The 26,328-nt window shown below is 47.5% G+C and carries 24 protein-coding genes; 16 read left to right on the top strand and 8 right to left on the bottom strand.

Going from position 1 to position 26,328, the window contains the following annotated elements:
- Positions 1-117 precede the first annotated feature (117 nt).
- Positions 118-744 carry an HAD family hydrolase gene (locus BMW79_RS03750; protein WP_089890763.1) on the top strand — a complete coding sequence of 209 codons (627 nt, stop codon included), beginning with the start codon at positions 118-120 and terminating at the stop codon, positions 742-744.
- 33 nt (positions 745-777) lie between these two features.
- Here BMW79_RS03750 and BMW79_RS03745 read toward each other — a convergent pair whose 3' ends face one another.
- From BMW79_RS03745 to BMW79_RS34370, 3 genes are all read right to left on the bottom strand, one after another.
- The gene (locus BMW79_RS03745) at positions 778-1,023 is read right to left on the bottom strand and encodes a DUF4834 family protein (RefSeq protein ID WP_143059062.1); all 246 of its coding nucleotides are present in this window, start codon (positions 1,021-1,023) and stop codon (positions 778-780) included.
- A gap of 83 nt (positions 1,024-1,106) precedes the next feature.
- Positions 1,107-1,457 (bottom strand): TM2 domain-containing protein, encoded by a 351-nt coding sequence (locus tag BMW79_RS03740; protein WP_089890758.1) that lies wholly within the window; start codon positions 1,455-1,457, stop codon positions 1,107-1,109.
- Between the two features lie 10 nt (positions 1,458-1,467).
- The gene (locus tag BMW79_RS34370) at positions 1,468-1,689 is read right to left on the bottom strand and encodes a DUF2752 domain-containing protein (RefSeq protein ID WP_089896766.1); all 222 of its coding nucleotides are present in this window, start codon (positions 1,687-1,689) and stop codon (positions 1,468-1,470) included.
- A gap of 241 nt (positions 1,690-1,930) precedes the next feature.
- Between BMW79_RS34370 and BMW79_RS03730 the strand changes: the two genes are divergently transcribed.
- The 6 genes from BMW79_RS03730 to BMW79_RS03705 all read left to right on the top strand — a co-directional run bounded on the left by BMW79_RS03730 (position 1,931) and on the right by BMW79_RS03705 (position 11,771).
- Positions 1,931-2,395: a ribosome maturation factor RimP gene (locus tag BMW79_RS03730; protein ID WP_245752370.1), complete on the top strand. Its 465-nt coding sequence runs from the start codon at positions 1,931-1,933 to the stop codon at positions 2,393-2,395.
- Positions 2,396-2,411: 16 nt separating this feature from the next.
- The gene (gene nusA / locus BMW79_RS03725; protein ID WP_079471571.1) at positions 2,412-3,659 is read left to right on the top strand and encodes a transcription termination factor NusA; all 1,248 of its coding nucleotides are present in this window, start codon (positions 2,412-2,414) and stop codon (positions 3,657-3,659) included.
- A 130-nt stretch (positions 3,660-3,789) separates the two neighbouring features.
- Positions 3,790-7,467, top strand: coding sequence for a translation initiation factor IF-2 (gene infB / locus BMW79_RS03720; protein WP_089896765.1), 3,678 nt, complete (start codon positions 3,790-3,792; stop codon positions 7,465-7,467).
- 210 nt (positions 7,468-7,677) lie between these two features.
- Positions 7,678-9,066 carry a peptidylprolyl isomerase gene (locus BMW79_RS03715; RefSeq protein WP_177192031.1) on the top strand — a complete coding sequence of 463 codons (1,389 nt, stop codon included), beginning with the start codon at positions 7,678-7,680 and terminating at the stop codon, positions 9,064-9,066.
- 164 nt (positions 9,067-9,230) lie between these two features.
- On the top strand, positions 9,231-11,078 hold the full coding sequence (locus BMW79_RS03710) for an amidophosphoribosyltransferase (RefSeq protein ID WP_089890749.1): 1,848 nt from the start codon (positions 9,231-9,233) through the stop codon (positions 11,076-11,078).
- 198 nt (positions 11,079-11,276) lie between these two features.
- Positions 11,277-11,771 carry a SixA phosphatase family protein gene (locus BMW79_RS03705; RefSeq protein WP_089890743.1) on the top strand — a complete coding sequence of 165 codons (495 nt, stop codon included), beginning with the start codon at positions 11,277-11,279 and terminating at the stop codon, positions 11,769-11,771.
- Here BMW79_RS03705 and proC read toward each other — a convergent pair.
- Entirely contained in the window at positions 11,768-12,565 is a 798-nt protein-coding gene (proC, locus tag BMW79_RS03700; protein ID WP_089896764.1) for a pyrroline-5-carboxylate reductase, read from the bottom strand. The two genes, BMW79_RS03705 and proC, sit on opposite strands and share 4 nt — an antisense overlap.
- A 55-nt stretch (positions 12,566-12,620) precedes the next feature.
- Here proC and BMW79_RS03695 point away from each other — a divergent pair, with 55 nt between their 5' ends.
- Entirely contained in the window at positions 12,621-15,944 is a 3,324-nt protein-coding gene (locus BMW79_RS03695; protein ID WP_177192030.1) for an AAA domain-containing protein, read from the top strand.
- An 89-nt stretch (positions 15,945-16,033) separates the two neighbouring features.
- Here the strand turns inward: BMW79_RS03695 and BMW79_RS03690 are convergent, their stop codons facing one another.
- Positions 16,034-16,603: an NUMOD4 domain-containing protein gene (locus BMW79_RS03690; RefSeq protein ID WP_079471790.1), complete on the bottom strand. Its 570-nt coding sequence runs from the start codon at positions 16,601-16,603 to the stop codon at positions 16,034-16,036.
- Positions 16,604-16,646: 43 nt separating this feature from the next.
- Positions 16,647-17,714 carry a tRNA dihydrouridine synthase DusB gene (gene dusB, locus BMW79_RS03685; protein WP_089890737.1) on the bottom strand — a complete coding sequence of 356 codons (1,068 nt, stop codon included), beginning with the start codon at positions 17,712-17,714 and terminating at the stop codon, positions 16,647-16,649.
- 183 nt (positions 17,715-17,897) lie between these two features.
- Between dusB and BMW79_RS03680 the strand changes: the two genes are divergently transcribed.
- The 5 genes from BMW79_RS03680 to BMW79_RS03660 all read left to right on the top strand — a co-directional run bounded on the left by BMW79_RS03680 (position 17,898) and on the right by BMW79_RS03660 (position 21,104).
- Entirely contained in the window at positions 17,898-18,845 is a 948-nt protein-coding gene (locus BMW79_RS03680; RefSeq protein WP_089890734.1) for a CPBP family intramembrane glutamic endopeptidase, read from the top strand.
- 27 nt (positions 18,846-18,872) lie between these two features.
- Positions 18,873-19,124, top strand: a complete 252-nt coding sequence (locus BMW79_RS03675; protein ID WP_089890729.1) for a putative signal transducing protein — start codon at positions 18,873-18,875, stop codon at positions 19,122-19,124.
- A gap of 112 nt (positions 19,125-19,236) precedes the next feature.
- Positions 19,237-20,121 (top strand): phosphatidate cytidylyltransferase, encoded by an 885-nt coding sequence (locus BMW79_RS03670; protein WP_245752369.1) that lies wholly within the window; start codon positions 19,237-19,239, stop codon positions 20,119-20,121.
- 89 nt (positions 20,122-20,210) lie between these two features.
- Positions 20,211-20,864, top strand: a complete 654-nt coding sequence (locus BMW79_RS03665; RefSeq protein ID WP_089890723.1) for a phosphatidylserine decarboxylase family protein — start codon at positions 20,211-20,213, stop codon at positions 20,862-20,864.
- Positions 20,865-20,891: 27 nt separating this feature from the next.
- On the top strand, positions 20,892-21,104 hold the full coding sequence (locus BMW79_RS03660; protein WP_089890718.1) for a hypothetical protein: 213 nt from the start codon (positions 20,892-20,894) through the stop codon (positions 21,102-21,104).
- A gap of 35 nt (positions 21,105-21,139) precedes the next feature.
- Here BMW79_RS03660 and BMW79_RS03655 read toward each other — a convergent pair whose 3' ends face one another.
- On the bottom strand, positions 21,140-21,835 hold the full coding sequence (locus BMW79_RS03655; RefSeq protein ID WP_089890714.1) for a YjjG family noncanonical pyrimidine nucleotidase: 696 nt from the start codon (positions 21,833-21,835) through the stop codon (positions 21,140-21,142).
- Positions 21,836-21,932: 97 nt separating this feature from the next.
- Here BMW79_RS03655 and BMW79_RS03650 point away from each other — a divergent pair, with 97 nt between their 5' ends.
- The 3 genes from BMW79_RS03650 (at position 21,933) to BMW79_RS03640 (ending at position 25,513) form a co-directional block, all read left to right on the top strand.
- Positions 21,933-22,634 carry an SDR family oxidoreductase gene (locus BMW79_RS03650; protein WP_089896763.1) on the top strand — a complete coding sequence of 234 codons (702 nt, stop codon included), beginning with the start codon at positions 21,933-21,935 and terminating at the stop codon, positions 22,632-22,634.
- Positions 22,635-22,823: 189 nt separating this feature from the next.
- Entirely contained in the window at positions 22,824-24,731 is a 1,908-nt protein-coding gene (locus BMW79_RS03645; RefSeq protein ID WP_177192029.1) for a BatD family protein, read from the top strand.
- Positions 24,732-24,772: 41 nt separating this feature from the next.
- Complete coding sequence (locus tag BMW79_RS03640) at positions 24,773-25,513, top strand: tetratricopeptide repeat protein (protein WP_177192028.1); 741 nt, start codon at positions 24,773-24,775, stop codon at positions 25,511-25,513.
- On the opposite strand, the gene BMW79_RS03635 is transcribed toward BMW79_RS03640, so the two are convergent.
- A complete protein-coding gene (locus BMW79_RS03635; protein WP_089890701.1) occupies positions 25,508-26,254 on the bottom strand; it encodes a LytR/AlgR family response regulator transcription factor in 747 nt (248 codons plus the stop codon). The two genes, BMW79_RS03640 and BMW79_RS03635, sit on opposite strands and share 6 nt — an antisense overlap.
- Positions 26,255-26,328 lie beyond the last annotated feature (74 nt).

The raw sequence follows: 26,328 nt of genomic DNA, 5'->3' as shown, positions 1-26,328 counted from the left end.
CGAATTTCCCTTTTTCAAGGGACGGCAAAATTAATTATTTTATTGAATTATCCTAAAAATATTTTTAGTGCCAACGCTTACGGCTATACTTAATAAATTTGCATTCAACTATTACATATGCAAGGGATTAAAAATATAATATTTGATCTGGGGGGTGTTATTCTGAATATTAATTACCAATTAACCAGTGAGGCGTTTGTGGGATTAGGGGTGAAGCACTTTAACGAGTTATATACACAATTTCATGGTTCCAGCTTATTCAATGGGCTGGAAACGGGGCATGTGAGCACAGAGGAGTTCCTGGCAGAGATGCAGCGGCATGTGCCGGAGGGGGTAACGGGCGAACAGATAACCGGTGCCTGGAATGCTATGCTGCTAGACTTTCCTTTGCAGCGGCTACAGTTGTTACAGCAGTTGCGGCAGCATTACAACCTGTATCTGTTAAGCAATACCAATGCGATTCATCTGGCGGAGTTTAACCGGTTATTACAGGAGAGCAGGGGAATTCCTTCTCTGGGTGAATTTTTCGATAAAGCCTATTATTCTCACCTGATGGGATGCCGGAAGCCGGATGCAGAGTGTTACCAGATGGTATTGGATGAAAACGGGTTGCTGGCGGAAGAAACGTTGTTTATAGATGATACGCTGCCTAATATAGAGGGGGCTAAAGCGGTGGGGTTGCAGACTATCCATTTGCAGGCTCCCAGAACGATTATGGATATTTTCCGTCCTGCGGGGATATAATAAGAAAAGGCCGGTGATACACCGGCCTTTTCTCTATTTAATTTCTTCAAAATCGAGGTAATCTCCCTTATCCACTTTTTTTGGTTGCGGAGGGTGAGGAGGTTGTTGTTGCCCAGGCTGGCCACCAGCTTGCTGTTCATATTGCTGACGCATATGATTCTGCATATCGTTCATTTGTCTACGCACTTGTTTGGTTACTTTATATCCGGGTATGATGAGATCGAACACCAGTTTGTAAAGCAGCCAGGCCAGAAATATAGAAATGAAAAATTTTATCATAGTGACACGAAGGTAGCGGAATATCCTTTCCGACTGCCTGAAAATCACCTCATTTTAAGGTTTTTTTAACTTTCCCAGGGAGATTAAAGTCCCAGTAAAGCGGCGGAGGCCATCGCTTCTTTTTTATTGAACTGCCAGGCCATTTTGCGGGAGTTGATGGCGTCTATGATGGTGCCAATGCCACAGAAACCGAGGGTAATAAAGTATATGATGCCCATGGCAATCTGGTTTACCAGGAAGCGTTGTACGCCTGCAACGCCGAGAAATCCGAGGAGGCTCACGATCAGGATAGTTTGTGGGTCTTTGCGGCGGCCCTGGTATACGGCGAGGAACCGTTGTTTGTTTTCGGGTGTGTAACTTTTAGTTAGTTCCTGTAGCCAAAGCATTTCTTCGGCTTCAATACCGGGGAGCATCGCAAATGAAAAATCGTTCATAGTGTTGGGTTTATGATTGTTTGAAATCAGCAAGTTGAATAAGGGCCAGTTGTATGGTTCTGTAAAGCAGTACAGCGACAACCACTGGAGCCAGCCAGTGGTGATGGATGGAGGCGGACCATTGACCGTGTAAAAAATAGTGGATACCGTGACCTAATCCGCAGCCGGGACAAAGGGGAATGCCAAGGTTTTTAAAGAAACACAGGCTGGTGGCGCGCTCATTGGGATTCATTATATATAAGAGAGTGAGCCCCAGGGGCCATGCCAACAGTTCGAGATTTATTTTTCGCCAGAAAGCGGTGATCACGTTAGATATTTTAAAAACACATATGAATGATGGCGGCCCATCTTACACAAATATTTATATACAAGTTAAAGAAATAGTTTTTCAATCAAAATAAAATCCTAATTTTGTAGGAGGAAAAATGATTCAAACGAAGGGGACGAGATATTGTCCCCTTCGCGCTTTTTGTATGGCAAACGAACACGTGATAAAAACTATCCGGGAAATGGCAGAAGGACTGCTGGCTAACGATCCCGACAATTTTTTGGTAGACATCAGAATAAAGCCCACTAACAATATCAAGCTCTTTCTGGACGGAGATAAAGGGGTACCGGTGGCTACGCTGGTGTCATTCAACCGTCAGTTATATCCTTTGCTGGAAGCGGCTGAACTGTTCCCAAATAACGATTTCTCCCTGGAAGTTTCGTCCGCCGGACTGGATGAACCGCTCAAACTGCACAGACAATACCTTAAAAATATTGGCCGCAAAGTGGAAGTGACACTGCTGGATGGTTCCGTAAAGGAAGGCACCCTGCAGACCGTTACCGAAGAGGCAATTAACATTGAGGAACTGGTGGGTAAGAAAAAAGAAAAGAAATCAACTGATTTAAAACTTAATGAAATAAAGCACACGAAGGTGTGCATCGTGTTTTAAAATATAACAACTAAACATGGCTAGTATTAACTTGATTGAGTCATTTACCGAGTTCAAGGAGGCGGAAAACATTGACCGTCCTACATTGATGAAGGTGCTGGAAGATGTGTTCAAAACGCTTCTGCGGAAAAAGTATGGCTCAGATGAGAATTTTGACGTGATTGTAAATACCGAAAAAGGTGACCTTGAAATATTACGCCGTCGAACCATTGTAACTGATGGGGAAGTAGAAGATGATAATGCACAGATTGCCTATTCTGAAGCAATTAAGGTAGAACCGGATTATCAGGTAGGTGAAGATTTATACGAAGAAGTAGAAATCATGGATTTCGGTCGCAGGGCCATCCTGGCAGCTAAGCAAACCTTATCTGCCCGTATCGGCGACCTGAAAAAGAACATCCTGGTTAAGAAATATGCGGATAAAGCAGGTGAAATTGTAAATGGTGAAGTATACCAGGTTTGGAAAAAAGAAGTTTTATTGCTTGATGATGAAGGGAATGAGTTAATTTTGCCTAAATCTGAACAAATCCCCACAGATTATTTCAAAAAAGGGGAGAACGTAAGAGCGGTGGTGAAGAAAGTGGAAATGAAAAACAACGCACCACTCATCATTCTCTCCCGCACACATCCATCCTTCCTTGCTAAATTGCTGGAAATTGAGGTGCCTGAGATCTTTGACGGGCTTATTGTGATCAAGAAAATTGTTCGTGAACCAGGTGAAAGAGCCAAAGTGGCTGTTGAATCCTACGATGACCGTATCGATCCGGTTGGAGCCTGTGTGGGTATGAAAGGTAGCCGTATACATGGCATCGTTCGCGAACTGAGAAATGAAAATATAGATATCATTAACTTTACCACCAACATTCAATTGTTGATTCAGCGTTCCTTAACACCCGCCAGAATCAGCCGCATGGAAGTGGATAACGAAAACAAATACGCTTCTGTTTACCTCAACCCTGACCAGGTATCACTGGCTATCGGTAAAAAAGGCGTAAACATCAAGCTGGCTTGCGAACTGACTGGTTTTGAGATAGATGTATTCCGTGATGAAGCACAGGAACAGTCTGAATTTGATATCGATCTGGAAGAATTCTCGGATGAAATCGAAGAATGGATAATAGATGAGCTTAAACGAATAGGTTGTGACACTGCCCGCAGCGTATTGGAGCTGACCGTTGAAGAACTGGTTCGCCGTTCTGATCTGGAAGAAGAGACAGTGCAGGATGTAAGAAGAATATTACAGGAAGAGTTTGACAAAGAATAAAGCCGAGCCACAACCCTTCCCAGGTAAAGGCCTTATTAGAAAGGGAATTGATTTTTTCGAGTTATTGTTTAAACGTAAAAAAACATCCCGTTTTGAAGAAACGGGAAACAGGGGAGGCCCGAAATACGATATGCCTGAAACAACAAACAACACACCACGATTGCTGGCTGCAGCCAAAGAGTTTAATATTGGCAAGGAGACGCTCATCGATTTCCTTGGCAATAAAGGCTTTGATATGGACGGTTTTGGTTCTCCCAATGCCCGTCTGACGGCTGTTATGTACACAGCACTGCAGTCGGAGTTCCAGCAGGACAAGGCTAACAAGCGCAAAAGCGACCAGATAGCCCTGCCTAAAGGAAGCGTGTTAGAAACGATGAAGAAGAAAGAAAAGGAGGAAGCGGAAGCGGCGGCTAAAAAGAATACCAACAAAGAAAAAGATGAGGCAGCTCCTGCTCCTAAACAGGAAGCAAAGCCTGAACCTAAACCGGAACCTGTTAAGGAAACTCCTAAACCGGAACCACAACCACAACCACAGGCGACTGTTGCCCCGGCAACTCCACCGCCTCCCGCAAAGGAAAAAGCTGAACCGAAGCCTGAACCACCCGTTGTTACAGCTCCCCCTGTTGCGGAAGTTCCAAAAGCACCGGCCACGCCTCCTCCGGCAGATCCTGAAGTAGTGAAAACCGAAGCGCCGAAAATCAACGGCCCTAAAGTTATCACCACCATCGATCTGGACGCATTAAACCGCAATAAAAAACCAGTTGCTAAAAAAGCAGAACAGGAAGAAACTCCCGCTCCGCAACCAGAAGCAGTAAAACCACCGGTGAAGGAAGAAAAACCTGCCCCGGTTACTCCTGCTCCCCCCGTTGCGGAAAAACAGCCGGAACCTAAGCCCGTACCTGCCCCTCCCGTACAGGAAGCAACTCCAGCGCCAACTGCCGAAAAACCAGTTGAGAAAGCTGATAAAGCCGAAAAAGTGGAACAAGCCCCTAAAGCTGAAACCACCCCTCCGGCTGAGAAAGTAGCGAAAACAGATAAGACCGATACGACAGATAAAACGGAAAAAGCCGCACCGGTTGAAGATAAACCTGTAGTTAAAAAAGTGGAAGAAGTATTACAAGAGGCAAAACCGGCTGCAGTCAAAGAACCGGCGCACATTCCTGTTAAAGTCGTAAAGACGGAAAATCGCAAACCCTCTACTGCCGAAAACACTCCTCCAACACCTCCTCCGGCCGCACCACAAGCGCAGGACGAAGCATCTGGTGCTGCTGTGATTGAAAATATCCAGGCCGAAAAATTAACCGGCCCTAAAGTAATCGGCAAAATTGAGCTGCCTGTTCAATCGGACAGACGCGATAATAATAAGAACAGCAACTTTAGCAGGGACGAGAAACGCAAACGCAAGCGTATTATCGTGGAAAAGAAACCGGAACCCGTTCAGCCTAAAGACTTTAAAGAAGGTGACCGCCCAGCAGGCGGCACTCCAGGCGAACATCGCCCGCATCAACATGGCGGACAAGGCGGCAATCGCCCTCACCATAACGATAATCGCGGTGGTGGACACCAGGGTGGTGGCAATCGTCCGCAAGGAGATAACCGCCCACATAACCGTCCAGGCGGCGCCAACACTGGCACCGGCGGCGGTGGTAACTACAACAGACCTGCCGGACAAGGCCAGGGTCAGGGCGGAGGCTATAACAGGCCCGCCGGACAAGGCGGTCAAGGCGGCGGTGGTAACAGACCTGCCGGACAAGGCGGCGGCTACAACCGTCCAGGCGGACAAGGCACTGGTGGTGGTGGTAACAGACCCGGACAAGGCGGTGGCTATAACAGGCCAGGCCAGGGCGGCGGCGGTTACAACAGACCAGGTCAGCACCGTGGTGAGGATAAACGTACTACCGAAGAAAAAGAAATCGATAAGAACGAGATCCAGAATAAGATCAAGGAAACAATGGCCAAACTCGGTGGCGGTCGCGGTAAAAACGTGAAAGCTAAACACCGTAGAGAAAAACGTGAGGAAAGAGCCCACCAGAAAGCTAAAGAAGGAGATGGAGACAACAAACTCCAGGTAACGGAATTCGTTTCTGTATCCGAACTGGCTAACCTGATGGATGTAAGCTTCGCAGAAGTAATCTCTAAATGTATGGGCCTCGGTATCATGGTATCTATCAACCAACGCCTCGATGCGGAAGTAATAGAACTCGTGGCCGGCGAATTTGGATACGAAGTGGAATTCATCGGTCTGGAAGATGCAGAAGAAACCGATGATGAAGACGAAGTAGACGATCCTGCAGATCTGGTTCCACGTGCTCCGATCGTTACCATCATGGGTCACGTCGATCACGGTAAAACCTCCCTGCTCGATTATATCCGCAGTGCAAACGTGGTAGCCGGTGAAGCCGGTGGTATCACCCAGCATATCGGTGCTTACCAGGTAACTACTGCCAGCGGTAAGAAAATCACCTTCCTCGATACTCCAGGTCACGAAGCGTTTACCGCGATGCGTGCCCGTGGTGCCAAAGCAGCGGATATCGCTGTGATCGTGGTTGCTGCTGATGACGCCATCATGCCACAAACAAGGGAAGCGATCTCCCACTCTCAGGCCGCTGGTCTGCCAATGGTATTCGCCATCAACAAGGTGGATAAAGAAGGCGCCAACCCTGAAAAAATTAAAGAACAACTGGCCGGCATGAACCTCCTGGTAGAAGACTGGGGCGGTAAATATCAAAGTCAGGAAATATCTGCCAAAAACGGACTGAATATAGATGTGCTCCTGGAGAAAATCCTGCTGGAAGCGGAATTGCTGGAACTGAAAGCAAATCCTGACCGCGAATCCTCCGGAAGTATAGTGGAAGCAACACTGGACAAAGGCCGTGGTTACGTAGCCTCCCTGCTGGTACAAAATGGTACCCTCCGTCAGGGCGATACCATCGTATCCGGCTCCTTCTTCGGTAAAATCAAAGCCATGTTCAACGAACGTGGTCAGAAAATGGAAGAAGCAGGTCCATCCATGCCAGTTCAGGTGCTCGGCTTAAACGGTGCACCACAGGCCGGTGAGAAATTCAAAATGTTCGCAGACGAATCTGAAGCCAAAGAAGTGGCCAACCGCAGAGCCCAGATCGTTCGTGAACAAGGTATCCGTACCAAGAAACACATCACCCTGGATGAAATCGGTCGCCGTCTGGCACTGGGTAACTTCAAACAGCTGAACCTGATCATCAAAGCAGACTTTGATGGTTCCGTAGAAGCATTGAGCGATTCCCTGCAGAAACTGTCTACCGAAGAAATCGTGATCAGTATCGTTCACAAGGCTGTAGGTCAGATCACCGAATCTGATGTATTGCTGGCTACCGCTTCTGACGCCATCATCCTCGGATTCCAGGTACGTCCTTCTTCCCAGGCTGCGAAGCTTGCGGAGAAAGAAAATATCGAAATCCGCAACTACTCTATCATCTACGACGCGATCGACGAAATCAAGAGCGCCATGGAAGGTATGTTGGAACCAAAAATCGAGAAGAAAGTGGTGTGCAACGTTCAGGTGCGCGAAACTTACAAATTCGAAAAGGTTACAGTGGCAGGTTGCTTCGTTACAGATGGCAAGCTGACAAGAAACACCCGTATCAACGTAGTACGCGATGGTATCGTAGTACACACCGGCGAACTCGGATCCCTGAAACGTTATAAAGATGACGTGAAGGAAGTAGCCGCCAATATGGAGTGCGGATTGAGTATCCGTGGATTCAGCGACCTCAGACCTAATGATAACATCGAAGGGTTTGAAGAAGTAGAAGTGAAGAGAACTTTATAACAAAGCAGGTAGCCCAACAGCTACCCGCTTTACCATACCAGCAGCGAAGAAAAAAACGGACCCTTTATTCCCGTTGTTTTCTTCGCTGTTTTTTTTAGTAAGATGCCGATCGCTAAAAGCCGGCAGCTTATCTAAACTTTTGTTAAATCCATCGACTTTCCCTATGCTACTGACTTTTAAATGGTTATTTTTGGTTTTTACCGCTTTTGTATGAAGAAACTTTTAGCATTATCCGCAGGCGCTTTGCTGCTATGGCAAGCTTCTACGGCCCAGCAGCAGAAACTGGTGGCAGACAAGATTATCGGCGTGGTTGGGGATAAAATTATCCTCAAATCCGATATGGACGGAGCACTCAGCGATCAGCAGCACAACTCGGTCGACGGTACGCTGGCCCCTGATGCTGCCTGCAAAACACTGGAAATGCTGATTTCCCAGAAAGTAATGGTGTTACAGGCGGAAAGAGACAGCTTACCCGTAAGTGACGGCGATGTGGAAGCGCAGATGGAAAATCGTATCCGCTACTTCGAATCCATGTATGGTAGTAAGGAGAAGATGAAAGAAATCACCGGCTACTCCATCTATCAGCTCCGCGAACGCTTCCGCCAGCCCATCAAAGAAGGCTTGCTGGCACAGGCTATGCGCAATAAAGTCATCGAACCCGTGAAAGTGACCCCCTCAGAAGTAAAACGCTTCTTTGACGCTATCCCTAAAGATAGCCTTCACTTCTACGAATCTGAACTGGAAATTGGTACCCTTGTGCTACAGCCAAAAGCTACCCGCGAAATGGACCAGTACGCTATTGACCGTCTCCTGGATTTTAAGAAACGTGTTCAAAATAAAGAATCTGAATTCGGTTCTCTCGCCATCCTCTACTCCGAGGATCCCGGTGTAAAGGACAACAAAGGCGTTTATACCCTGAACCGTAACGATAAAAATACCTGGGATCCTGACTTCCTGGCAGCAGCATTCCGTCTGAAAGAAGGAGAGATCTCATCACCAGTGAAATCACAACACGGTTATCACCTGATTATGATGTTGAAACGTAACGGCGATAACGTTACGGTTCAACATATCCTCGTAAGAGCCGCTGTTACCAAATCCGACCTGGCCAGCAACACTGCCAAACTGGATTCTATCCGTACCAGCATCCTGAAAGGCAGAATCACCTTCTCAGAAGCCGTTGCGAAATACAGCGATGCACAAAGCGCCAAATTTGACGGCGGTATGCTCCAGTCAAAAACCGGCGACGGTAGCACCCTCATCACCATCGATCAGCTAGATGATCCGGGAGAAAGAGAAATCGTAATGATGCTCGATACCCTGAAGCCAGGCCAGATCTCCGCTCCGGTACAGTTTACAGATGAAAACGGCCGTACCGCTGTACGTATCGTTTACCTGAAAACACGTACCCAGCCACACCGGGAAAACCTGACCGATGACTACTCCCGCATCCAGCAAAGAACTTTGGATATTAAACGCGCGGAAGCCATCAACAAATGGCTCATCGAAAAGATCCCGACCTTCTACGTACATGTAGATGACGAATACAAACAATGTAATCACATCAGCCAGTGGATGGCATCCCTGGCCAAACAATAGGCAGCCCTGCTGCTATAAAAGCGGAGATAAGAGCACATAGCTTTTATCTCCGCTTTTTTTATGCCCACCTTTAACTGGTATTTAACCCTTAAATGCTGATAGCTTTACCACGCTTTCTGGTTTTCTCCTTTTTTGGCGTACCTTTGCGACTTCAATTTTCTGCCATGAGTGATGCGATCAAACATGAATGCGGTCTGGCATTTATAAGATTAAGAAAGCCGTTTTCCTACTACCAACAAAAATATGGGAGTGTTTTCTATGGGCTGAACAAACTGTACCTGCTCATGGAAAAACAGCACAACAGAGGCCAGGATGGCGCTGGTTTGGCTACCGTGAAACTGAACACCGAACCCGGCGTTCCCTTTATGCACCGCATCCGCAGTGCAGCTCCACAAGCTATCGGAGATATTTTCGCAAAAGTACGTGACGAGATACAGGAGATAGAAAAATATCAACCGGAAATTACCAAATATCCCGGTCTGATGAAAGGCCATGTACGTTTCCTCGGTGAACTCATGATGGGTCATATCCGTTATGCCACCCAGGGTAAAAACAACGTGGAACTCTGCCACCCGTTTGTACGCTACAATACCATTCCTGCGCGTAACCTGACTATGGCAGGAAACTTTAACCTGATCAACACAGACGAACTGTTTGAGTTCTCTAAAGCGGAACCAGGTGAAGTACACAAAAACAGCGATCTGGCCGCCATGCTGGAAGTAGTACACCACTTCCTCGCAAAAGAAGACAATGAAGGCAGCAAAGAACTGGATATCAAAAAGATCCTCCAGCAGGCTTTCTCCATGTTCGACGGTGGTTATCATACCTGCGGACTCATTGGCTCCGGCGATGCTTTCGTGATCCGCGATGCACACGGTATCCGCCCTTCTTACTACTACATTAATGAAGACGTGATTGTAGCCGCTTCTGAAAGAGCAGCCATCCGCACCACCTTCAACGTAGGCGAAAACGAAGTACTGGAACTGATGCCTGGCAGCGCACTGATTGTTAAAAACAATGGTGAATACAGCATCGAACAAATCCTCGAACCCAAAGAACGTAAAGCCTGCAGCTTTGAAAGGATTTACTTCTCCCGTGGTAACGACGAAAAAATATACAAGGAACGTACGGACCTCGGCCGTCATTTATCCGGCACCGTACTGAAGGCCATCGATAACGACCTGAAAAATACCATCTTCTCTTTTATTCCAAATACCGCTGAAGTTGCCTTCTATGGCCTGTTAAAAGGACTGGAAGCATATCTCAACAAAATAAAAGTAGAACGTATTCTCTCCTGGGGTAACGACTTTGATGAGGAAAAGCTCTCCGAAATGGTGAACCGCCGTATCCGCATCGATAAAATCGCTACCAAGGACGTTAAAATGCGCACGTTCATTACCGAAGATTCCAGCCGTAACGAAATGGTACAACACGTGTACGATATCACCTACGGTAAAGTAAGACCCGGTATTGACTCCCTCGTGGTAATAGATGATTCCATTGTACGCGGTACTACACTGAAAGAAAGTATCGTAAAAATGCTGGATCGTTTAGGACCCAAAAAGATCATCATCGTATCTTCTGCCCCACAGATCCGCTATCCGGACTGCTACGGTATCGATATGAGCAAGATGGGCGATTTCGTTGCCTTCCAGGCTGCCATTGCCCTCCTGAAAGATCATGGCAAGGAACATATCCTCAACGAAGCTTATGGCCTCTGCAAGGAACTGCAACGCACCAACACCCTCCACGCTCAAAACGTGGTGAAGAACGTATACAAACCATTTACACCGGAACAGATCTCTGCGAAAATCGCGGAAATACTGAACCCGGGCGGTATCAAAGCGGAGATAGAAGTGATCTACCAATCTATCGAAAGCCTGCATGCTGCTTGTCCGAATAACCTGGGCGACTGGTACTTCACCGGTAATTACCCTACTCCGGGCGGCAACCGCGTGGTAAATAAAGCCTTCATGAACTATATGGAAGGAAAAAACGAAAGAGGATATTAATCAATAAAAGTGAATTAAAAAGGGCTGATCACATATGCTGATCAGCCCTTTTTGTTTTTATTTTATTCTCAAATGAATAAATGTTTCCATGTTAATTTTATCTTAAATAACCCCGGAACGGCGAACAGTATAAGTCTAACAAGTTAACTTCCTGTAAAATCTGTATTTTCGTTATAGTTAACTATCGGTTTTCAGCCCATGAAAACATTACTACTTATACGTCATGCTAAATCCAGCTGGACTGATCCGGACATGGATGATTTTGACAGGCCGCTGAATAAACGCGGGAAAACCAATGCGCCGGAAATGGCTCAGCGCCTCATTACGCGTGGCATGGTACCCGAGTTAATCATTTCCAGTCCGGCCAAAAGAGCCAGAACCACCGCTAAAATAATGGCGAATGAATGGAGCTATCCCAAACAGGCCATCCTGCTGGAAGAGGAGCTTTATCTCTGTTATGCAGCCACTTTTCTCAAGGTGATCACGAAAATTGATGACGACTTTGGCGCAGTGGCCATCTTTGCACATAACCCCGGCATCACCGACTTTGCCAATTACCTCACTGAGGAAATCCGGATAGACAATGTTCCTACTACCGGTATCTTTGGTATCCAGGCAGACACCGATAGCTGGAAGGATTTTGACCTGGCAAAGAAAAAATTTCTCTTCTTCGAGTATCCCCGTAAGGACTAGTCTTTCACAATTTTATTATAGGAAGCCGTGATCCCTTTGATCAGGGAAGAACTGAAGCCCTGGTGTTCCATTTCATTTAATCCCGCAATCGTACAGCCTTTGGGTGTAGTTACCTTGTCGATTTCCTCTTCCGGATGACGGTTTTCCCGGATCAGCAATTCCGCTGCCCCTTTCACAGTTTGGGCTGCAATCAGACTGGCCGTACGCACATCGAAGCCAATTTCAATTCCTCCCTGGATATTTGCCCGGATGTAACGCAGGGCATAGGCAATACCACAGGCACCCAGCACAGTAGCGGCATCCATCAGTTTTTCGTCGATGCTCACCGTCGCACCCAGCTGGTCGAACATGGTTTTTATATACCGGATCTGTTCTTCTGTAGCATGTTTGTGCGCAATGCAGGTAATAGACTCCTGGATGGCAATGGCCGTATTAGGCATGGCACGTACTACTGGCATACCAGGTACCACATGTTCCAGGTCGTCGATACTCACACCCGTTACTACGCTGATCAATATATGTTTTGCCGGGTCAAAGGAACCTCTGAATTCCTGCAATACTTCCCGTACGTTATACGGTTTCAAGGCCACCACAATTATTTCCGCTTCGCGGATGGCGATATCATTATCTGTTTCAATCCGCACCCCGGCCTCACGCAGTTCCTTAAGGGTACTGGTGTTGCGCTTGGTAACTGTGATGTCACCGGCCTTAGAAAAACCGCTCTTCAGCAATCCCTGGGCGATGGCCGATCCCAGATTTCCTCCACCTATAATGGCTATTTTTTTGGCTGACATAAAAAATGAAGATTACATTATAAATCCTAAGAAAGGTATAACAAATGCCGCATCCATGCAAACGGCAACGATTCATTACCTTGCAGATATGCAGGCATTACACACAGCAACTGCGTTTTACGCCAGGATAAAAGAAGCCCACAGTATTCCGGATACGGAAGATAAAACCCGTCACTACAAACAAATACTGGAGATGCTGTTCCGGGAACTCACCCGGAAAGAAACCCGCTCGTTCGGTAACCTGTTTGCACGCATGCAGTTTTATTTCGACCGGCAAACCGTACCGCCGGATATACATCAGCAGCTGACAGCCCTTCGCATACTAACCAATAAGGCTACACGTGGAATGTTTCCTTTGCAGGACGCAGAACACCTGCTCTGCATAAAAGCGCTCACCGAATCTGTAGCCTGGTGCTACCAGGTGACGCCACCAGCCACGCTCAGCAGCCTTTACACCGCCACAGGATCGCATAAGCTGTCGCTCGCCTGGCAACATCGCCCCGGCAGCCTGGCCCTGCTGAAATGTATGGTGACCATGGTAGGCGCACTTCAAACCAATACCCTGGGAAAATACACCCTGCTGCTGGACGTAAAAAATGATGAACAAGGCGATTTCCAGTTGCAACTGGAACATATGGATCCCGTAGCAGTACTTTCTTTGCATGGGTTGCTGCGCCCATACGACACCATTCACGTGCTTCATTGCCGCCAGGGCGCACAAGGCCACGAATACAGTACCACCGCCGAAAGCCAGGTGGTGCTGGAGCCAGACCTGCTGATAGATATCAGCGACCTGGCGGAATGCTTTACCCATAAAGGACCCAACCGGTTATTATATCTCGTTAAAAAACTTACTCCCCAGCAATCCAGCCCGGCCGCCTTCAAGGGAAACCTGGTAAACGCCCTGCTGGATGAAATGCTGCGTAACCGCGAAATAGATTTCAAGACCTCGTTTGTAGAAGCTGTCGCTGAAAACGTGCTACAGGCGGCCGCCTATGGTCGCGAGAAGATCAACGAAATGTTCCGCGACATCAAACAGCAACACTGGGGAAATCTCCACAATACCGTAAAGGAACTAAAGGATAAACCTGTAAGAATAGAGCCTACCTTTTTCTCCGCGCAATACGGCCTGCAAGGGCGGCTCGATCTCATGGCCGAAGATGATACTGATGAATACCGGAAAGAAATATTCGAGTTAAAAAGCGGTAAATGCCCTGACTATAATACCTGGAAAAACCACGAAATGCAGGTAGTAGGGTATAACCTGCTGCTACGCTCTGCCTTCGGCCGGCACCGCAAAGGTAGCTCCGCTATCCTGTACTCCGCCGCTACTACTACACCACTGCGAAACGTAAGCAGTACCCATCACACGGAAAACGACCTGCTGCTGCTTCGCAACGAAGTAGTTGGTATGCTGCTGCGGCTGGCTGGATGCGAGTTTGAAGTACTCTCTACCATCACTACCGCAGCGGCCATGGGATTACCCTCTTTCAGCGCCGCCCACTTCACCACGTTTGAGCAGGCGTGGCAAACAGCTCCGCCGGTAGCAAAGGCTTACTACCACGAGTTCCTCGCCTTTATGCTACGGGAGTATCTCCAGGCAAAATGCGGCATGTTTTCCGAGATGAACCGGGAGGAAGATGCCGACGGCTTCGCTGCTTTATGGTTGCAGGCTGAAAAAGACAAGCTTTCCCGCTTCAATATTATCCCCGGGCTTCGCTTCCGGGAATTTGATGCTCTCAATAACTCTGTTTTATTTGACATAGTCGTTCCCGTTAGCCACAACTTCCGGAAGGGCGACACGGCCATCATCTACCCGCGCACCAGTACGGAGTTGCAGCCCCTGCAGCAACAGCTGCTGAAGGGCAGGATCGAGGATCTTGGAAAAGATCAGCTGAGCTTCTCGCTGAATAACCACCAGATGACGCTCGACTTCTTCCTTCATTTCGATGAGTGGATAATAGAGCATGACATTTACGAATCCAATTACTGGACAGCCGCAGCGTCTCTTTTCCATGTACTATCGCCACGTTACCGGGAGCGCACTGAAATGCTGCTGGGACTTAAAACGCCCCGCTGGTATCCTTTGCAACGCACTACCCCGGCGATGTTTAATGCCAACCAGGAACAGATCGTGAAACAGGCCCTGGAAGCGCAGGATTATTATCTCCTGCAAGGCCCGCCAGGCACGGGGAAAACCTCGTCCCTGCTCACCACTATCGTAGGGGAGATGGTGAAACAGGAACAGTATGTGATCATTGTCGCCTTTACCAATAAAGCGGTAGAGGAAATATGCCTTAAACTCACGGCCAAAGAGATTCCGCACCTGCGGATGGGCGGCCGTAATTCGGATGCCTCACTAACCCTCCGGAAATACTGCCTGGAAGGCTCTCTGGATGAGGCAAGGCAATATATTACCGGCCACCGCGTATTTGTGGCTACTGTAGCCACCATGGCTACGCGGCTGGAGCAACTCACTATGATGGGGATTCCTACCGATACGCTGATAGTAGATGAAGCCTCACAACTAACAGAGCCACAGCTGCTTGGCCTACTGATGCCGTTCCGGAAATTTATCCTGATAGGCGACCAGAACCAGTTACCGCCAGTAGTAGCACAGGAGGAATACTTCTGCCAGGTGAAAGCGCCGTGCTTACGGGAGCTGGGCATCCTGGATCTGCGGACCTCTATTTTTGAACGGCTTATTCAACGTTGCAAAACGAGCCACTGGCGCCATGCCTGGGGTATGCTGAATACGCATTTCCGGATGCACGACAGTATTGCGGCCCTGGTGAATCATTACTATGCAGGGCAATTATCGTCCGGAAGAGCTGAGCAGCGGGCCGGGTTTGATCTGTATCCGGATCAGCAGCAACAGGGCTGGGAACGGGTATTGTCTTTAGGCAGAAAGGTGTTTATTAACAGTCCTTACGAAGCCACTTCCAAGATGAATAAAACAGAAGCGAAGTGGGTGGTATCGTTATTACAGCATCTCAAAGCCAGCCATGGTAAGGGTTTCAGTAAAGATACGGTAGGGGTGGTAACTCCCTGGAGAACACAGATCAGCCTGATCCGCGAGCTGATTGCCGAAGACGAGGCGTTACAGGATATCAACATAGACACCGTAGAGCGGTTTCAGGGTTCTGAAAACGACATTATCATCGTATCGCTGGCGGTGTATCATGCGGCACAGGTGCAGACCTTACAATGCCTGGGGCAGTTTAACTGGGATGAATCGGAGATCGAGGTAGACCGTAAGCTGTTGGTAACGTTATCGCGTGCACGAAAACAGGTGATCCTGCTGGGACATGAGCCGGTATTGCAGGACAGTGCGCATTACAGGAAAGTGTTGGGAGAGATGAGCAGGGGTGTTTTGTAGCCCGGACGGGTGCAGGTAACAATGGCCATACGGTTAGTATGGCCATTGTCAGACAACATCATATATGATCACTCCTGGAAAACCAGGCTTTAATCCAGTGTTACATGTCCCCAGTTTTCGCCGCTTTTGATGCGGTAGAGCTGCATTTCGCTGATATCAAACTGTTCAGCGATCTGTTTCATCGTTTTCTTGCCGGGTTTATTCAGCAGGCGTTTGATGCTCTTCACTTTGGTGACATTGAGTTTCAGTCCTTTTACGCGGTTGCGTTGCTTTTCTTTATAGGCCAGCTTGGCAGGACTTTTCTGCTGGTGTTCTTCCATTTCCTCTTTGGTAGCCCATTGGAGGTTGGAGGCTTTATTATTCTTTTTATCGTAGTCCAGGTGGATCACATACTTATGAGCCCGGCCTCCTTTTTTGCTGAAAAGTTTCGCCACTTCCCTGTGCAGGTAGAGTGACTGGTAGCTATCTGCGGGTTTAACGTTTAAGACCGTATAGCCTTCTACGGTAGACCCCGTGAGCAGCTTACCATCTTCGGTACTTTCATGATAACTGATCACTCTCCCCATGTTTGAAACAGCGTATTTTTTACGCAGGGCAGATTTGTTTTTAATCTGTAAGTCTTTCCAGACTTCATTTTTCAGATTTTTAATTGTGGTCATGTGAAAGTAATTTATATTTTATTATATCCCGGGGTTTATCCGTTTATCCGTAAACGTTACAACCGGCCATTTCATTATCTGCCGGCAGAAAATCGTGTGCAGCTAATTGGGGAGCCGCCCTTTCGAATATATGATCCTTATATTGTAACACCACCGCGTCTAGTACTTCCTCTATCTCAGCTAATGTATTGTAAGTTACTAATTGTTGTCTGAATTCCTTTATATGCGGTAAACCTTTGAGGTAATTTGTATAATGCCGGCGCATTTCCAGTATGCCTACCACTTCTCCTTTCCAGGAAACTGATTGGCGGAGGTGCTTTTTACAAACTTCTACTCTCTCCAAAACAGTTGGCAGGGGTAAATGTTCGCCTGTCTTCATAAAATGCTTGATCTCTCTGAAAATCCAGGGATACCCGATGGCGGCTCTGCCGATCATCACGCCATCTACACCATACTTCTGCCTGGCGGCTATTGCCTGCTCCGGCGTACATATGTCACCGTTACCAAAGATAGGAATTTGTATGCGGGGATTGTTTTTTACTTTTCCGATGAGGGTCCAGTCGGCGCTTCCTTTGTACATCTGGGTACGGGTGCGGCCGTGGATGGTGAGGGCTTTGATACCAACATCCTGTAATCTTTCCGCTACATCTTCGATGTTCTTGGTGTTATCATCCCAGCCGAGGCGGGTTTTAATCGTCACCGGCAGCTTAGTGGCCTTAACTACGGCGGCGGTGAGTTTTACCATTTTAGGAATATCTTTCAGGATACCGGCGCCAGCGCCTTTGCAGGCTACTTTCTTTACCGGGCAGCCGAAATTGATATCCAGCAGGTCGGGATTAGTGGTTTCTACGATCTGGGCGGCGAGGGATAAAGACTCCTCATCTCCTCCGAAAATCTGGATGCCTACCGGGCGTTCATAGTCGAAAATGTCCAGCTTTTTGCGGCTTTTGATGGCATCACGTATCAGTCCTTCCGAAGATATGAACTCTGTATACATGAGATCGGCCCCATTATCCTTGCATACCGCGCGAAAAGGCGGATCGCTCACATCTTCCATGGGCGCCAGTAATAAAGGGAATTCTCCCAGTTCAATATTTCCTATCTTCACCATAATTTATATAACCAGCGCAGGTTTTGCCGGAGTTATTATTTTAATATTTTATATACTATTTCTTTTACAAGCAGGATTTCTTTGCAGTAACCGTCTTTTTTCAGCCGCTGTGATCAGCGATGCGTATCTGCAAAAGTGAATTTCGCGCTGTAAATTTACGCAAAAATAACACAGTATTTTCTTATGACCGGTTATCTGAAGCAGTCTCCCATTTCGATGCTATTTGTAACTTTCTTCGGCTTTTTCTTTGGCTTCCTGATGATTTATGTGACAGGGCTGATGATGATCACACCGAGCATCATGGGCAAAAGCATGGAAGAACTGATGACGGCGAACTTAACAGACCCTAACTCGCTCGGCTATCTGAAAATAACACAATTCCTCTATTCCGTGGTAGCATTCTTTGTGCCGGCGGCGTTATTCTGCTATCTGTGGCAACCAAAGCCCATGCAATATCTGGGGTTTAAGTCGCCCTCCGGTATCCAGGTGATACTGACTTTAGTAGCCATGTATGGTTGCTTACCCCTGGCCGGTCTGCTGGGAGACTGGAACCAAAGCTTTCCCTTCTCACAAAGCCTGCGCGACCAACAGGCCCTGGCCGAGCGCTTACTGGGCGCCATGCTGAAAATGCCTACCATCGGGGACCTCCTGGTGAACCTGGTATTGGTAGCCATTGTACCGGCTATTGCCGAAGAACTTTTCTTCCGGGGCGTTTTACAACGCCTTGTGATCAAAGCCACCGGCAGGGTATGGATCAGCGTATTTATCACCGCTATCCTGTTCAGCGCCATACACAACGAATGGATGGGCTTTTTGCCCCGCGTTGTGCTGGGATTTGCACTGGGCGCCATTTATGTGATCAGTGGCAACCTGTGGCTGGCCATCCTCGCACATATCCTGAACAATGGAATGCAGGTAGTTTTTCTGTACCTTTTCCAGCACGGGATCGTGAAAGACGACCCGATGAAAGAAACATCACTGGCATGGTATTATGTAGCTTTAAGCATTCCTGTAACCATTGGGCTGTTTTGGGCGTTAAGTAAAAAATCAACGCCCATGACCATGACAGACCCGGTGAAAAAAGACGACCGGGACGGGATTGACAAAATAGGATCAGACGAGAATTTGTAATCTTAACAAGACTTTAAAGCAATCATTATGGAAAAAGACTGGGTTAAAATCTTTTCGAGCGACCGGCCATTTGAAGCCGAAATAGTAAAAGGCATGTTGCTGGACAATGGGGTAGAAGCTATTTTGCTGAACCGGCAATCCTCTTCCTATAACATTTCATTGCCTGGCCAGGTGGAGTTATATGTACACGAATCACAGGAAGAAACCGCCAAGAGCCTGGTACATAACCATAATAACCTTCCTACCGGCGATCCCAGTCAGTTAGACGATTCTGAATAACGATAGTTCCGCCGGATAAATACCCTCCGGAAGGCTCCCCAAGCGGGATTTGCTCCGTAGGGTATTTTTATCCACTTTTGCGGGTAGAAATTAATCAACAGATATAAGCATAATGAAGACATTTTTCACCCGCACTGCCTCTGCGCTTGTGTTTGTGGCAGTCATGCTGGGAGGTATCCTATGGGCCGACTATACCTTTTTCCTTCTTTTTTTCCTGATAGGCTGCTTTGCCCTGCAGGAATATTTCAAATTATTACGTGAGATAGATGTGGATTATGCAGGGGTATCTCCCTGGCATAAATGGGGCGCCACCATTGCCGGAGCGGCCATCCTGCTCACTTTTACGGGCGACAGCTTCAGCATAGGCGGTATTCCCACAGGCTTTATCGGCTGGTGGATAGCCGTGCTTTTCCTGCTGGTAATGCCATTGGGAGAAGTGTTGATGAGTAAGGACTTCTCTTTAAAAAATATCGGCTACTCAGCCATCGGCCTGCTGTATGTGACTGTTCCGTTCGGTTTGCTGATCCATATCCGGATGAACGCTATCAATATTCACTATACCCATGAAAATGTGGGCACGGCCCCCGGCTGGCTTATTCCTTTACTACTCATCATTTTCATCTGGATCAACGATACCATGGCCTATATTGTAGGCTCCCTGATAGGCCGCACGCCCTTTGCGCCGGCTATTTCCCCTAAAAAGACCATCGAGGGAACTGTAGGAGGTATGATCCTCGCAGTGGCCACTGCCGGCGTTTACGGCCATTTCTGGGGCTACCAGTACCTGGCCCTACAACACTGGATTGCCCTGGCGCTCATCGCAGCGGTGTTCGGCACCATCGGCGATCTGATAGAATCCAAACTGAAAAGAATGGCGGGCGTGAAGGATTCCGGCAAGATTATGCCCGGTCATGGCGGTTTCCTGGACCGTTTCGACTCCCTTTTACTGGCCGCTCCCTTCGCCTGGATCTACGTTCAGACGTTTATGATAGCATAGCCCAACATTCGTATTTCAAAAAAAACTGAATTGAGTGTAACTTCGCACCAAAGATTAAACACTTACATCAATCATCTAATAAAAAAACAATGAAGATCCATCGTGAAGGATTTGCTACCATTTCCCTTGTATTCCTGGTACTGGCGTTAATAAACGGAGCAGTATTTTATTGGTTCGGTAACGCGCCGGCGCTGTGCTGGACGGTATCTATTATTTCCCTTGTGTTCTTCCTGTTCATCGTTTCCTTCTTTCGTATTCCTTCCCGGCAATATACTACAGGCGATTCGCTGGTGATTTCTCCCTGCGATGGTAAAGTGGTTGTTATTGAAGAAGTATATGAGCCAGAGTATTTTAAGGATAAACGCCTGCAGGTGTCTATTTTCATGAGTCCTGCCAACGTACACGTAAACCGTAACCCTATCAGCGGTAAGGTGAAGCTGTCGCAGTACCATGCCGGTAAATACCTGGTAGCCTGGCATCCAAAGTCTTCCACCGAAAATGAAAGACACTCCGTAGTAATCGGTAACGGTAAAACAGATATCCTGGTAAGACAGATTGCAGGCGCACTGGCCCGCAGAATAGTGAATTACCTGAAACCGGGTATGGACGTAAGTCAGAACGAAGAAATGGGCTTTATTAAGTTTGGTTCCCGTGTAGACCTCTACCTGCCTATCGGTACAGAAGTAGCGGTTCAGCTGGAGCAGGTGGTACAGGGTGGTATCACAGTTATAGCTAAAATCTAGTATCTTTAATAGCTAAACGGCAATGGTATGATCAGGAAAGCTTTTACCGGTCTGGCTGTATGCCTGCTCATCGCAGGAGTAGCTATGGCCCAGGAGAAAACAAAAACAGCCGCAAAATCCAAAAAGGAGGACGCCGCCTGTAAAACAACTGCAAAAGGTAAAAGCTGTTGTCAGCAACCGTCGAAAACTGCCAGCCTGAGAATGGCCGCCGCGAACAAGACAAAAGCGAAAGCACAATAAAAAAGAAGGAGATGTGAATCACATCTCCTTCTTTTTTACAGAATATTTCTCAGCTCCCGGAGGTGCCCGATTACATAAGTGGGTTGAAAATCGACTGGAGGCTTTGCCGGGTTAAAATACACCTGGTCCATCCCAACGCCATGAGCGCCTTTGATATCCAGCTCCATCGCATCCCCGATCATAATGCTCTCATTTGCACTGGTATTGGCTTTCCCGATAGCATAATCGAAAATTTCGCGGTAAGGCTTCAGGCTGCCGGCCACTTCAGATGTGACGATGTGCGTGAAATAATGGTCAATCCCTGCGTTTCTCATCTTCAGTAACTGCGTTTCCTCAAAACCGTTGGTGATCATGTGCATGGGATATTCCTTTGCAGCCAGGTATTCCAGCGTTTCCTTTGCTTCCGGGAATAATGCTTTCTTGTAAGGCAGTATTTGCAGGAACTCTTCACTGATTTTCTGGGTCAGTTTTTCGTCGCCGATCTTGAAATCCACCAGTGTGAGGCGGAAGCGCTTGTCGCGCAATTCGCGGCGGGTAATAAATCCTTTACGGAAGCGGTCCCATAGCCGTTCGTTATGATCCACATAAGAAACGGAAAACGCTTCAAAAGATGGTATTCCTCTACTCTCCAAAGCATGGCTGTTATACAGCTCCAGCAAGGTTTCCTGTTCATTTGTTTCAAAGTCCCAGAGGGTGTGGTCCAGGTCAAAGAAAAGATGTTTGTATTTCATGACGGCGCAAAGGTACGAAATACGGCAGAGATGGGGGAGCGCCAGGGGCATTCAAAGTAAATTCCTTATTTTACTGCATTATACAATCAATGAAACTATGAATGCAGTAATAACGGGCGCCAGCAAGGGCATTGGGAAGGCTATAGCGGAAAAGCTGGCGCTGGAAGGATTTAACATCGCCATTTGTGCAAGGAATGCAGATACCCTGGCTGCGGCCAAAAAAGATATTGAGCAGCAAAATCCGGCAGTGACCGTATTGGCGGAGGTAGTGGATATGGGAGATAAAGCACAGGTAATGGCCTTTGCTGCAAAAATCAATGCCACCTTTCCACAGGTGGATATATTGGTCAATAATGCCGGCATTTTTATTCCGGGTGCCCTTCATGAGGAAGAAGAAGGGTTACTGGAGAAGTTGATGGCAGTGAATGTTTACAGCGCCTATCATCTCACAAGAGCCTTATTACCCGCTATGATTACCCACCGGAAAGGACATATTTTTAACATGTGTTCTACCGCCAGTTATGGAGCTTACCCCAATGGCGGCTCTTATAGCATCACCAAATACGCCCTGCTCGGCTTTACGAAGAACCTGCGGAAAGAGTTGCTCACACACGATATACGGGTTACGGCCGTAAGTCCGGGCCCTACCTTAACAGCCTCCTGGGAAGGATTCGAAGCTCCACCCGACCGCCTGATGCCGCCTGAAGATATTGCCAACGTTATCTGGGCCGCCTGGACCCTCGCCAAACAAACCGTTGTAGAGGAAATTACGCTGAGACCCATGTTGGGAGATATTTAAACATCTTACTATATTGGCTTTTTAGTCCGGGGATATTACGCTTTCTCCAGATAACTAAATAAGAACATATTAAAATGTTTTAACTAACTTTTAACGGGGCCTTACAGCGCTTCCGGCGCGGGTTTGGTTAAATTTGTTGACATAATTATGATGTACAGATTTTGCATAAGGAAGTGTATTTACGCCATTTTGATTTGTTTAGGCCTGGTTGCCTGTGCACATGCACAGGAGTTCCGCTTTACGACTACTGTGAGCAATAATACCGTGACGCAGGATGAACCTTTCCAGATCCAGTTTATGCTGGAAAACGGAGTGAACATTGCCAGCTTTACACCACCCAGCTTCAAAGATTTTGAAATATTGCAGGGCCCCTCTCAAATGCAGGGGCAATCCATTTTTAATGGAAAGCGGTCAGAATACATTGCGCTGAGCTATCTGCTGCAACCTAAGCATGTGGGCAGTTTTACCATTGCCGGCGCCCAGGCCCGCGTAAATGGCAATATCGTTAAATCAAACCCGGTTTTGATTGAAGTCAGAAAAGGCAATGCCCAGCAGCAGCAACAACAGCAGCAGGCACCGCAACCATCTTCCGGTTACCCGCCCCATCGCGGCCAGCAGGGTAATGAAGATATCCAGGAGGGTATCCTGAGAAAAGGTGAAGACATCAATGAAAAGCTGAAAAAGAATATTTTCCTGAAGGTAGATGTGGATAAAACTAATTTATACGAAGGCGAACAACTAACGGCCACGTATAAACTATATACCCGTCTGCCGACAAATTCCAGTGTCACGAAAGTGCCTGCATTCAAAGGATTTTCCGCCAAAGATATAGAATTGCCTAACCCGCCACAGGCCACCGAGGAAAGGGTAAACGGCATCCCGTATAAAGTATTTACCATCCGCAAAACCTTGCTGTTCCCACTCCAATCCGGGTCCCTGGAACTGGACCCCGTAGAAGTGGATAACCAGGTACGCCTGGTGAAAATGGTGAGTAAAAAAGGCGGTGGCAGAGGAAGAGATCCGTTTGAAGATTTCTTCAATGATCCGGCATTCCGGGACCCTTTCTTCGACGACTTCTTTAACCGTCCGGAAGTGGAATACCAGGATGTACCTTATAAAATCCAGAGCAACCCGATTAAGATCAATGTAAAACCGGTACCGGTAGAGGGCCGCCCGCTGAGCTATAACGGAGCAGTAGGCCGCTTCAATATGACCGCAGTAGTGGATAAAAATAAACTCACTACCGATGATGCACTCACCCTCAAGGTTTCCATCAGCGGACAGGGAAATGTAAACCTGCTGAATTCTCCTAAGATTGAAACGCCTACCGGCTTTGAAAAGTACGATCCAAAGGTAACCGACGACATAGAAAAAAACAGCAACCCGCTGTCTGGCAGCCGCACATTTGAATATGTACTGATGCCGCAGGAAGCCGGTGAGCATACTATTCCGGCGGTTGAATTTTCTTACTTTGATCCGGCCGCCAACAGCTATAAAACCTTGCGTTCGCAGCCTTTCACCATTCATATTGATCAGGGGAAACATATCAAACAGGATAAACAGGATTATGGCACCGGTAAAAACGACCTGGTGAAAAATGATACTGGTATCCTCGACTGGACACGGAATCACAGCTGGTTTATTCTCAGCCCGTGGTTCTACATCCTGCTGTTGTTACCACTGCTCATAGCCGCAGGGTTGATCTTCTACAAACGCAGAAGAGACTACAATACCACCAACGCAGCCATGTTGAAACACCGCTACGCCAACAAAGTAGCGTTGAAAAGACTGGAACTGGCAGCGCGCTATCTGAAAGAAGGCAAGGACAAAGCATTTTATGAGGAAACATCCCGCGCGGTATGGGGCTATCTCAGCTCCAAGCTGAAAATACCGATGGCTGATCTGAGTAAGCAACTGATCCAGGATAAGCTGAGTGCCCGTCATATCAACGGCAGCAATACGCATGAACTGTTTAACCTGATCGATCACTGCGAAGTAGCCTTATATGCACCCGGTCAGGATAACCGGAAAATGCAGGGTACTTATGAACAGGCGGTTGGCATTATCACTAACCTGGAAGATGCGTTGAAGAATTAACTACATAACGGATGCAGTATAAAAATATTAAAACGGTTTTATTGACGCTGATATGCCTGCTTTCCTTTACGGTAAGTCAGGCTGCCACCAATCAGCAGCAGCGGTTTGAAGAAGCAAACAAACTGTTTAACCAGAGCAAGTATACAGAAGCGGCCCGGGTTTACCAGCAACTGCTGGACGAAGGCCACACTCAGAAAGCACTTTACTTTAACGCCGGCAACGCCTGGTACAAGGCAGGCAAAACCGGGCAAGCGATCTACTGCTATGAGAAAGCACTGCAACTATCACCCAACGATGGTGCAGTGAAACATAACCTGGCGATTGCCAATCAGAAAGTAAATGGTTTTGTAGAAGAATTGCCGATGGTATTTTTTCAGCAGTGGTGGCTGCAATTACAACATCTTCATAAAGCCAACGGCTGGGCAATAGGTACTGTCGTACTTTTCTGGCTGCTGATTACCGGCATTATGCTCAACACTTATCTCCCGGGGTGGAAGAATAAATTTTTACGCTGGGGTAATTATGTGATTGGGGTGTTATGCGCTTTATACCTGCTGATGTCTGTAGATACTTACCTGGGGGCGAATAACCATGAAGCGGGCATTGTGATGAACAGTAACATCAAGGCCAAGACTTCTCCGGACGAAAACAGCCGGGATGCGTTTGAAGTAGGAGAGGGCATGAAAGTACATATTACGGATGCTACGCACGACTTCTGCAAGATTGAACTGGCGGATGGTAAGAACGGCTGGATCAGTTGTAATTATATCAAACGGTTATAATCTTTCGATACGCAGCAGGAAATCGTGTTTTTTATCTCTTGCCACCGGCACGCTGTAGCCATCGCACATAATTATTTCGCCACCGTCTCCCTTAATGTATTTCTCCATAAACGACAGGTTGATCAGGAAGCTGTTATGCACCCGGAAAAAACCTTTATCGGCGAGCCATAGCTCCATTTCGAGGAGAGTTCTGCACACCATTACCGGTTTCTCCGGCTCCTGTAAATGCAGCCTTGTCTGGCTTCCTACGCATTTGCAATAGATAATATTTTTAGCCGTCACCATCCGGAGGCCATCGGCAGTGGGCAATGCAAGTCTTTCATCCTGGTTCAGGTGTTGCTGCAGGAATAGCAGCAGGTTATCCACTTTTTTGGCGGTGATGGTTGTTGACTGAGAGCCGGCTTTTTCTACGGCGCCTTTCAGTTCCTGGATATCAATGGGTTTGAGCAGGTAATCCAGTGCGCTATGGTGGATAGCCTGGAGGGCGTACTGATCGTAAGCGGTAATGAAAATAACGGCAAATGAGCAATCCTGACAGGCTTCGAGTACCTGGAACCCATCCATTCCCGGCATTTCAATGTCCAGGAAAATCAGTTCGGGATGAAGGGTGTGAATAGCAGTGATGGCATCTTCGCCGCTGCCACAAACAGCTTCCACGACAACATGGGGACAGTACCGCCCGAGCATCATGAGCAGTGCATCCCGACTGTGTTTCTCGTCGTCCACGATAATGGTACGCATTTGGTCAGATTATGTAGGTCTCGTCAGATTTATGGGAAGATAAATATGGTTCTTTGCGTCAACTTAGCCATGTA

The sequence above is a fragment of the Chitinophaga arvensicola genome (genome assembly GCF_900110835.1).
In the GTDB taxonomy this organism is placed as follows: Bacteria; Bacteroidota; Bacteroidia; order Chitinophagales; family Chitinophagaceae; genus Chitinophaga; species Chitinophaga arvensicola.
The sequence above is the reverse complement of the archived record's forward strand: the minus strand, read 5'-3'. Positions and strand labels throughout refer to the sequence as shown.

Bases quoted from the DNA above. Each gene is read 5' to 3' on its own strand.
- BMW79_RS03750 (WP_089890763.1), top strand. From the start codon at position 118: ATGCAAGGGATTAAAAATATAATATTTGATCTGGGGGGTGTTATTCTG.
- BMW79_RS03745 (WP_143059062.1), bottom strand. From the start codon at position 1,023: ATGATAAAATTTTTCATTTCTATATTTCTGGCCTGGCTGCTTTACAAA.
- BMW79_RS03740 (WP_089890758.1), bottom strand. From the start codon at position 1,457: ATGAACGATTTTTCATTTGCGATGCTCCCCGGTATTGAAGCCGAAGAA.
- BMW79_RS34370 (WP_089896766.1), bottom strand. From the start codon at position 1,689: ATGAATCCCAATGAGCGCGCCACCAGCCTGTGTTTCTTTAAAAACCTT.
- BMW79_RS03730 (WP_245752370.1), top strand. From the start codon at position 1,931: ATGGCAAACGAACACGTGATAAAAACTATCCGGGAAATGGCAGAAGGA.
- nusA (WP_079471571.1), top strand. From the start codon at position 2,412: ATGGCTAGTATTAACTTGATTGAGTCATTTACCGAGTTCAAGGAGGCG.
- infB (WP_089896765.1), top strand. From the start codon at position 3,790: ATGCCTGAAACAACAAACAACACACCACGATTGCTGGCTGCAGCCAAA.
- BMW79_RS03715 (WP_177192031.1), top strand. From the start codon at position 7,678: ATGAAGAAACTTTTAGCATTATCCGCAGGCGCTTTGCTGCTATGGCAA.
- BMW79_RS03710 (WP_089890749.1), top strand. From the start codon at position 9,231: ATGAGTGATGCGATCAAACATGAATGCGGTCTGGCATTTATAAGATTA.
- BMW79_RS03705 (WP_089890743.1), top strand. From the start codon at position 11,277: ATGAAAACATTACTACTTATACGTCATGCTAAATCCAGCTGGACTGAT.
- proC (WP_089896764.1), bottom strand. From the start codon at position 12,565: ATGTCAGCCAAAAAAATAGCCATTATAGGTGGAGGAAATCTGGGATCG.
- BMW79_RS03695 (WP_177192030.1), top strand. From the start codon at position 12,621: ATGCAAACGGCAACGATTCATTACCTTGCAGATATGCAGGCATTACAC.
- BMW79_RS03690 (WP_079471790.1), bottom strand. From the start codon at position 16,603: ATGACCACAATTAAAAATCTGAAAAATGAAGTCTGGAAAGACTTACAG.
- dusB (WP_089890737.1), bottom strand. From the start codon at position 17,714: ATGGTGAAGATAGGAAATATTGAACTGGGAGAATTCCCTTTATTACTG.
- BMW79_RS03680 (WP_089890734.1), top strand. From the start codon at position 17,898: ATGACCGGTTATCTGAAGCAGTCTCCCATTTCGATGCTATTTGTAACT.
- BMW79_RS03675 (WP_089890729.1), top strand. From the start codon at position 18,873: ATGGAAAAAGACTGGGTTAAAATCTTTTCGAGCGACCGGCCATTTGAA.
- BMW79_RS03670 (WP_245752369.1), top strand. From the start codon at position 19,237: ATGAAGACATTTTTCACCCGCACTGCCTCTGCGCTTGTGTTTGTGGCA.
- BMW79_RS03665 (WP_089890723.1), top strand. From the start codon at position 20,211: ATGAAGATCCATCGTGAAGGATTTGCTACCATTTCCCTTGTATTCCTG.
- BMW79_RS03660 (WP_089890718.1), top strand. From the start codon at position 20,892: ATGATCAGGAAAGCTTTTACCGGTCTGGCTGTATGCCTGCTCATCGCA.
- BMW79_RS03655 (WP_089890714.1), bottom strand. From the start codon at position 21,835: ATGAAATACAAACATCTTTTCTTTGACCTGGACCACACCCTCTGGGAC.
- BMW79_RS03650 (WP_089896763.1), top strand. From the start codon at position 21,933: ATGAATGCAGTAATAACGGGCGCCAGCAAGGGCATTGGGAAGGCTATA.
- BMW79_RS03635 (WP_089890701.1), bottom strand. From the start codon at position 26,254: ATGCGTACCATTATCGTGGACGACGAGAAACACAGTCGGGATGCACTG.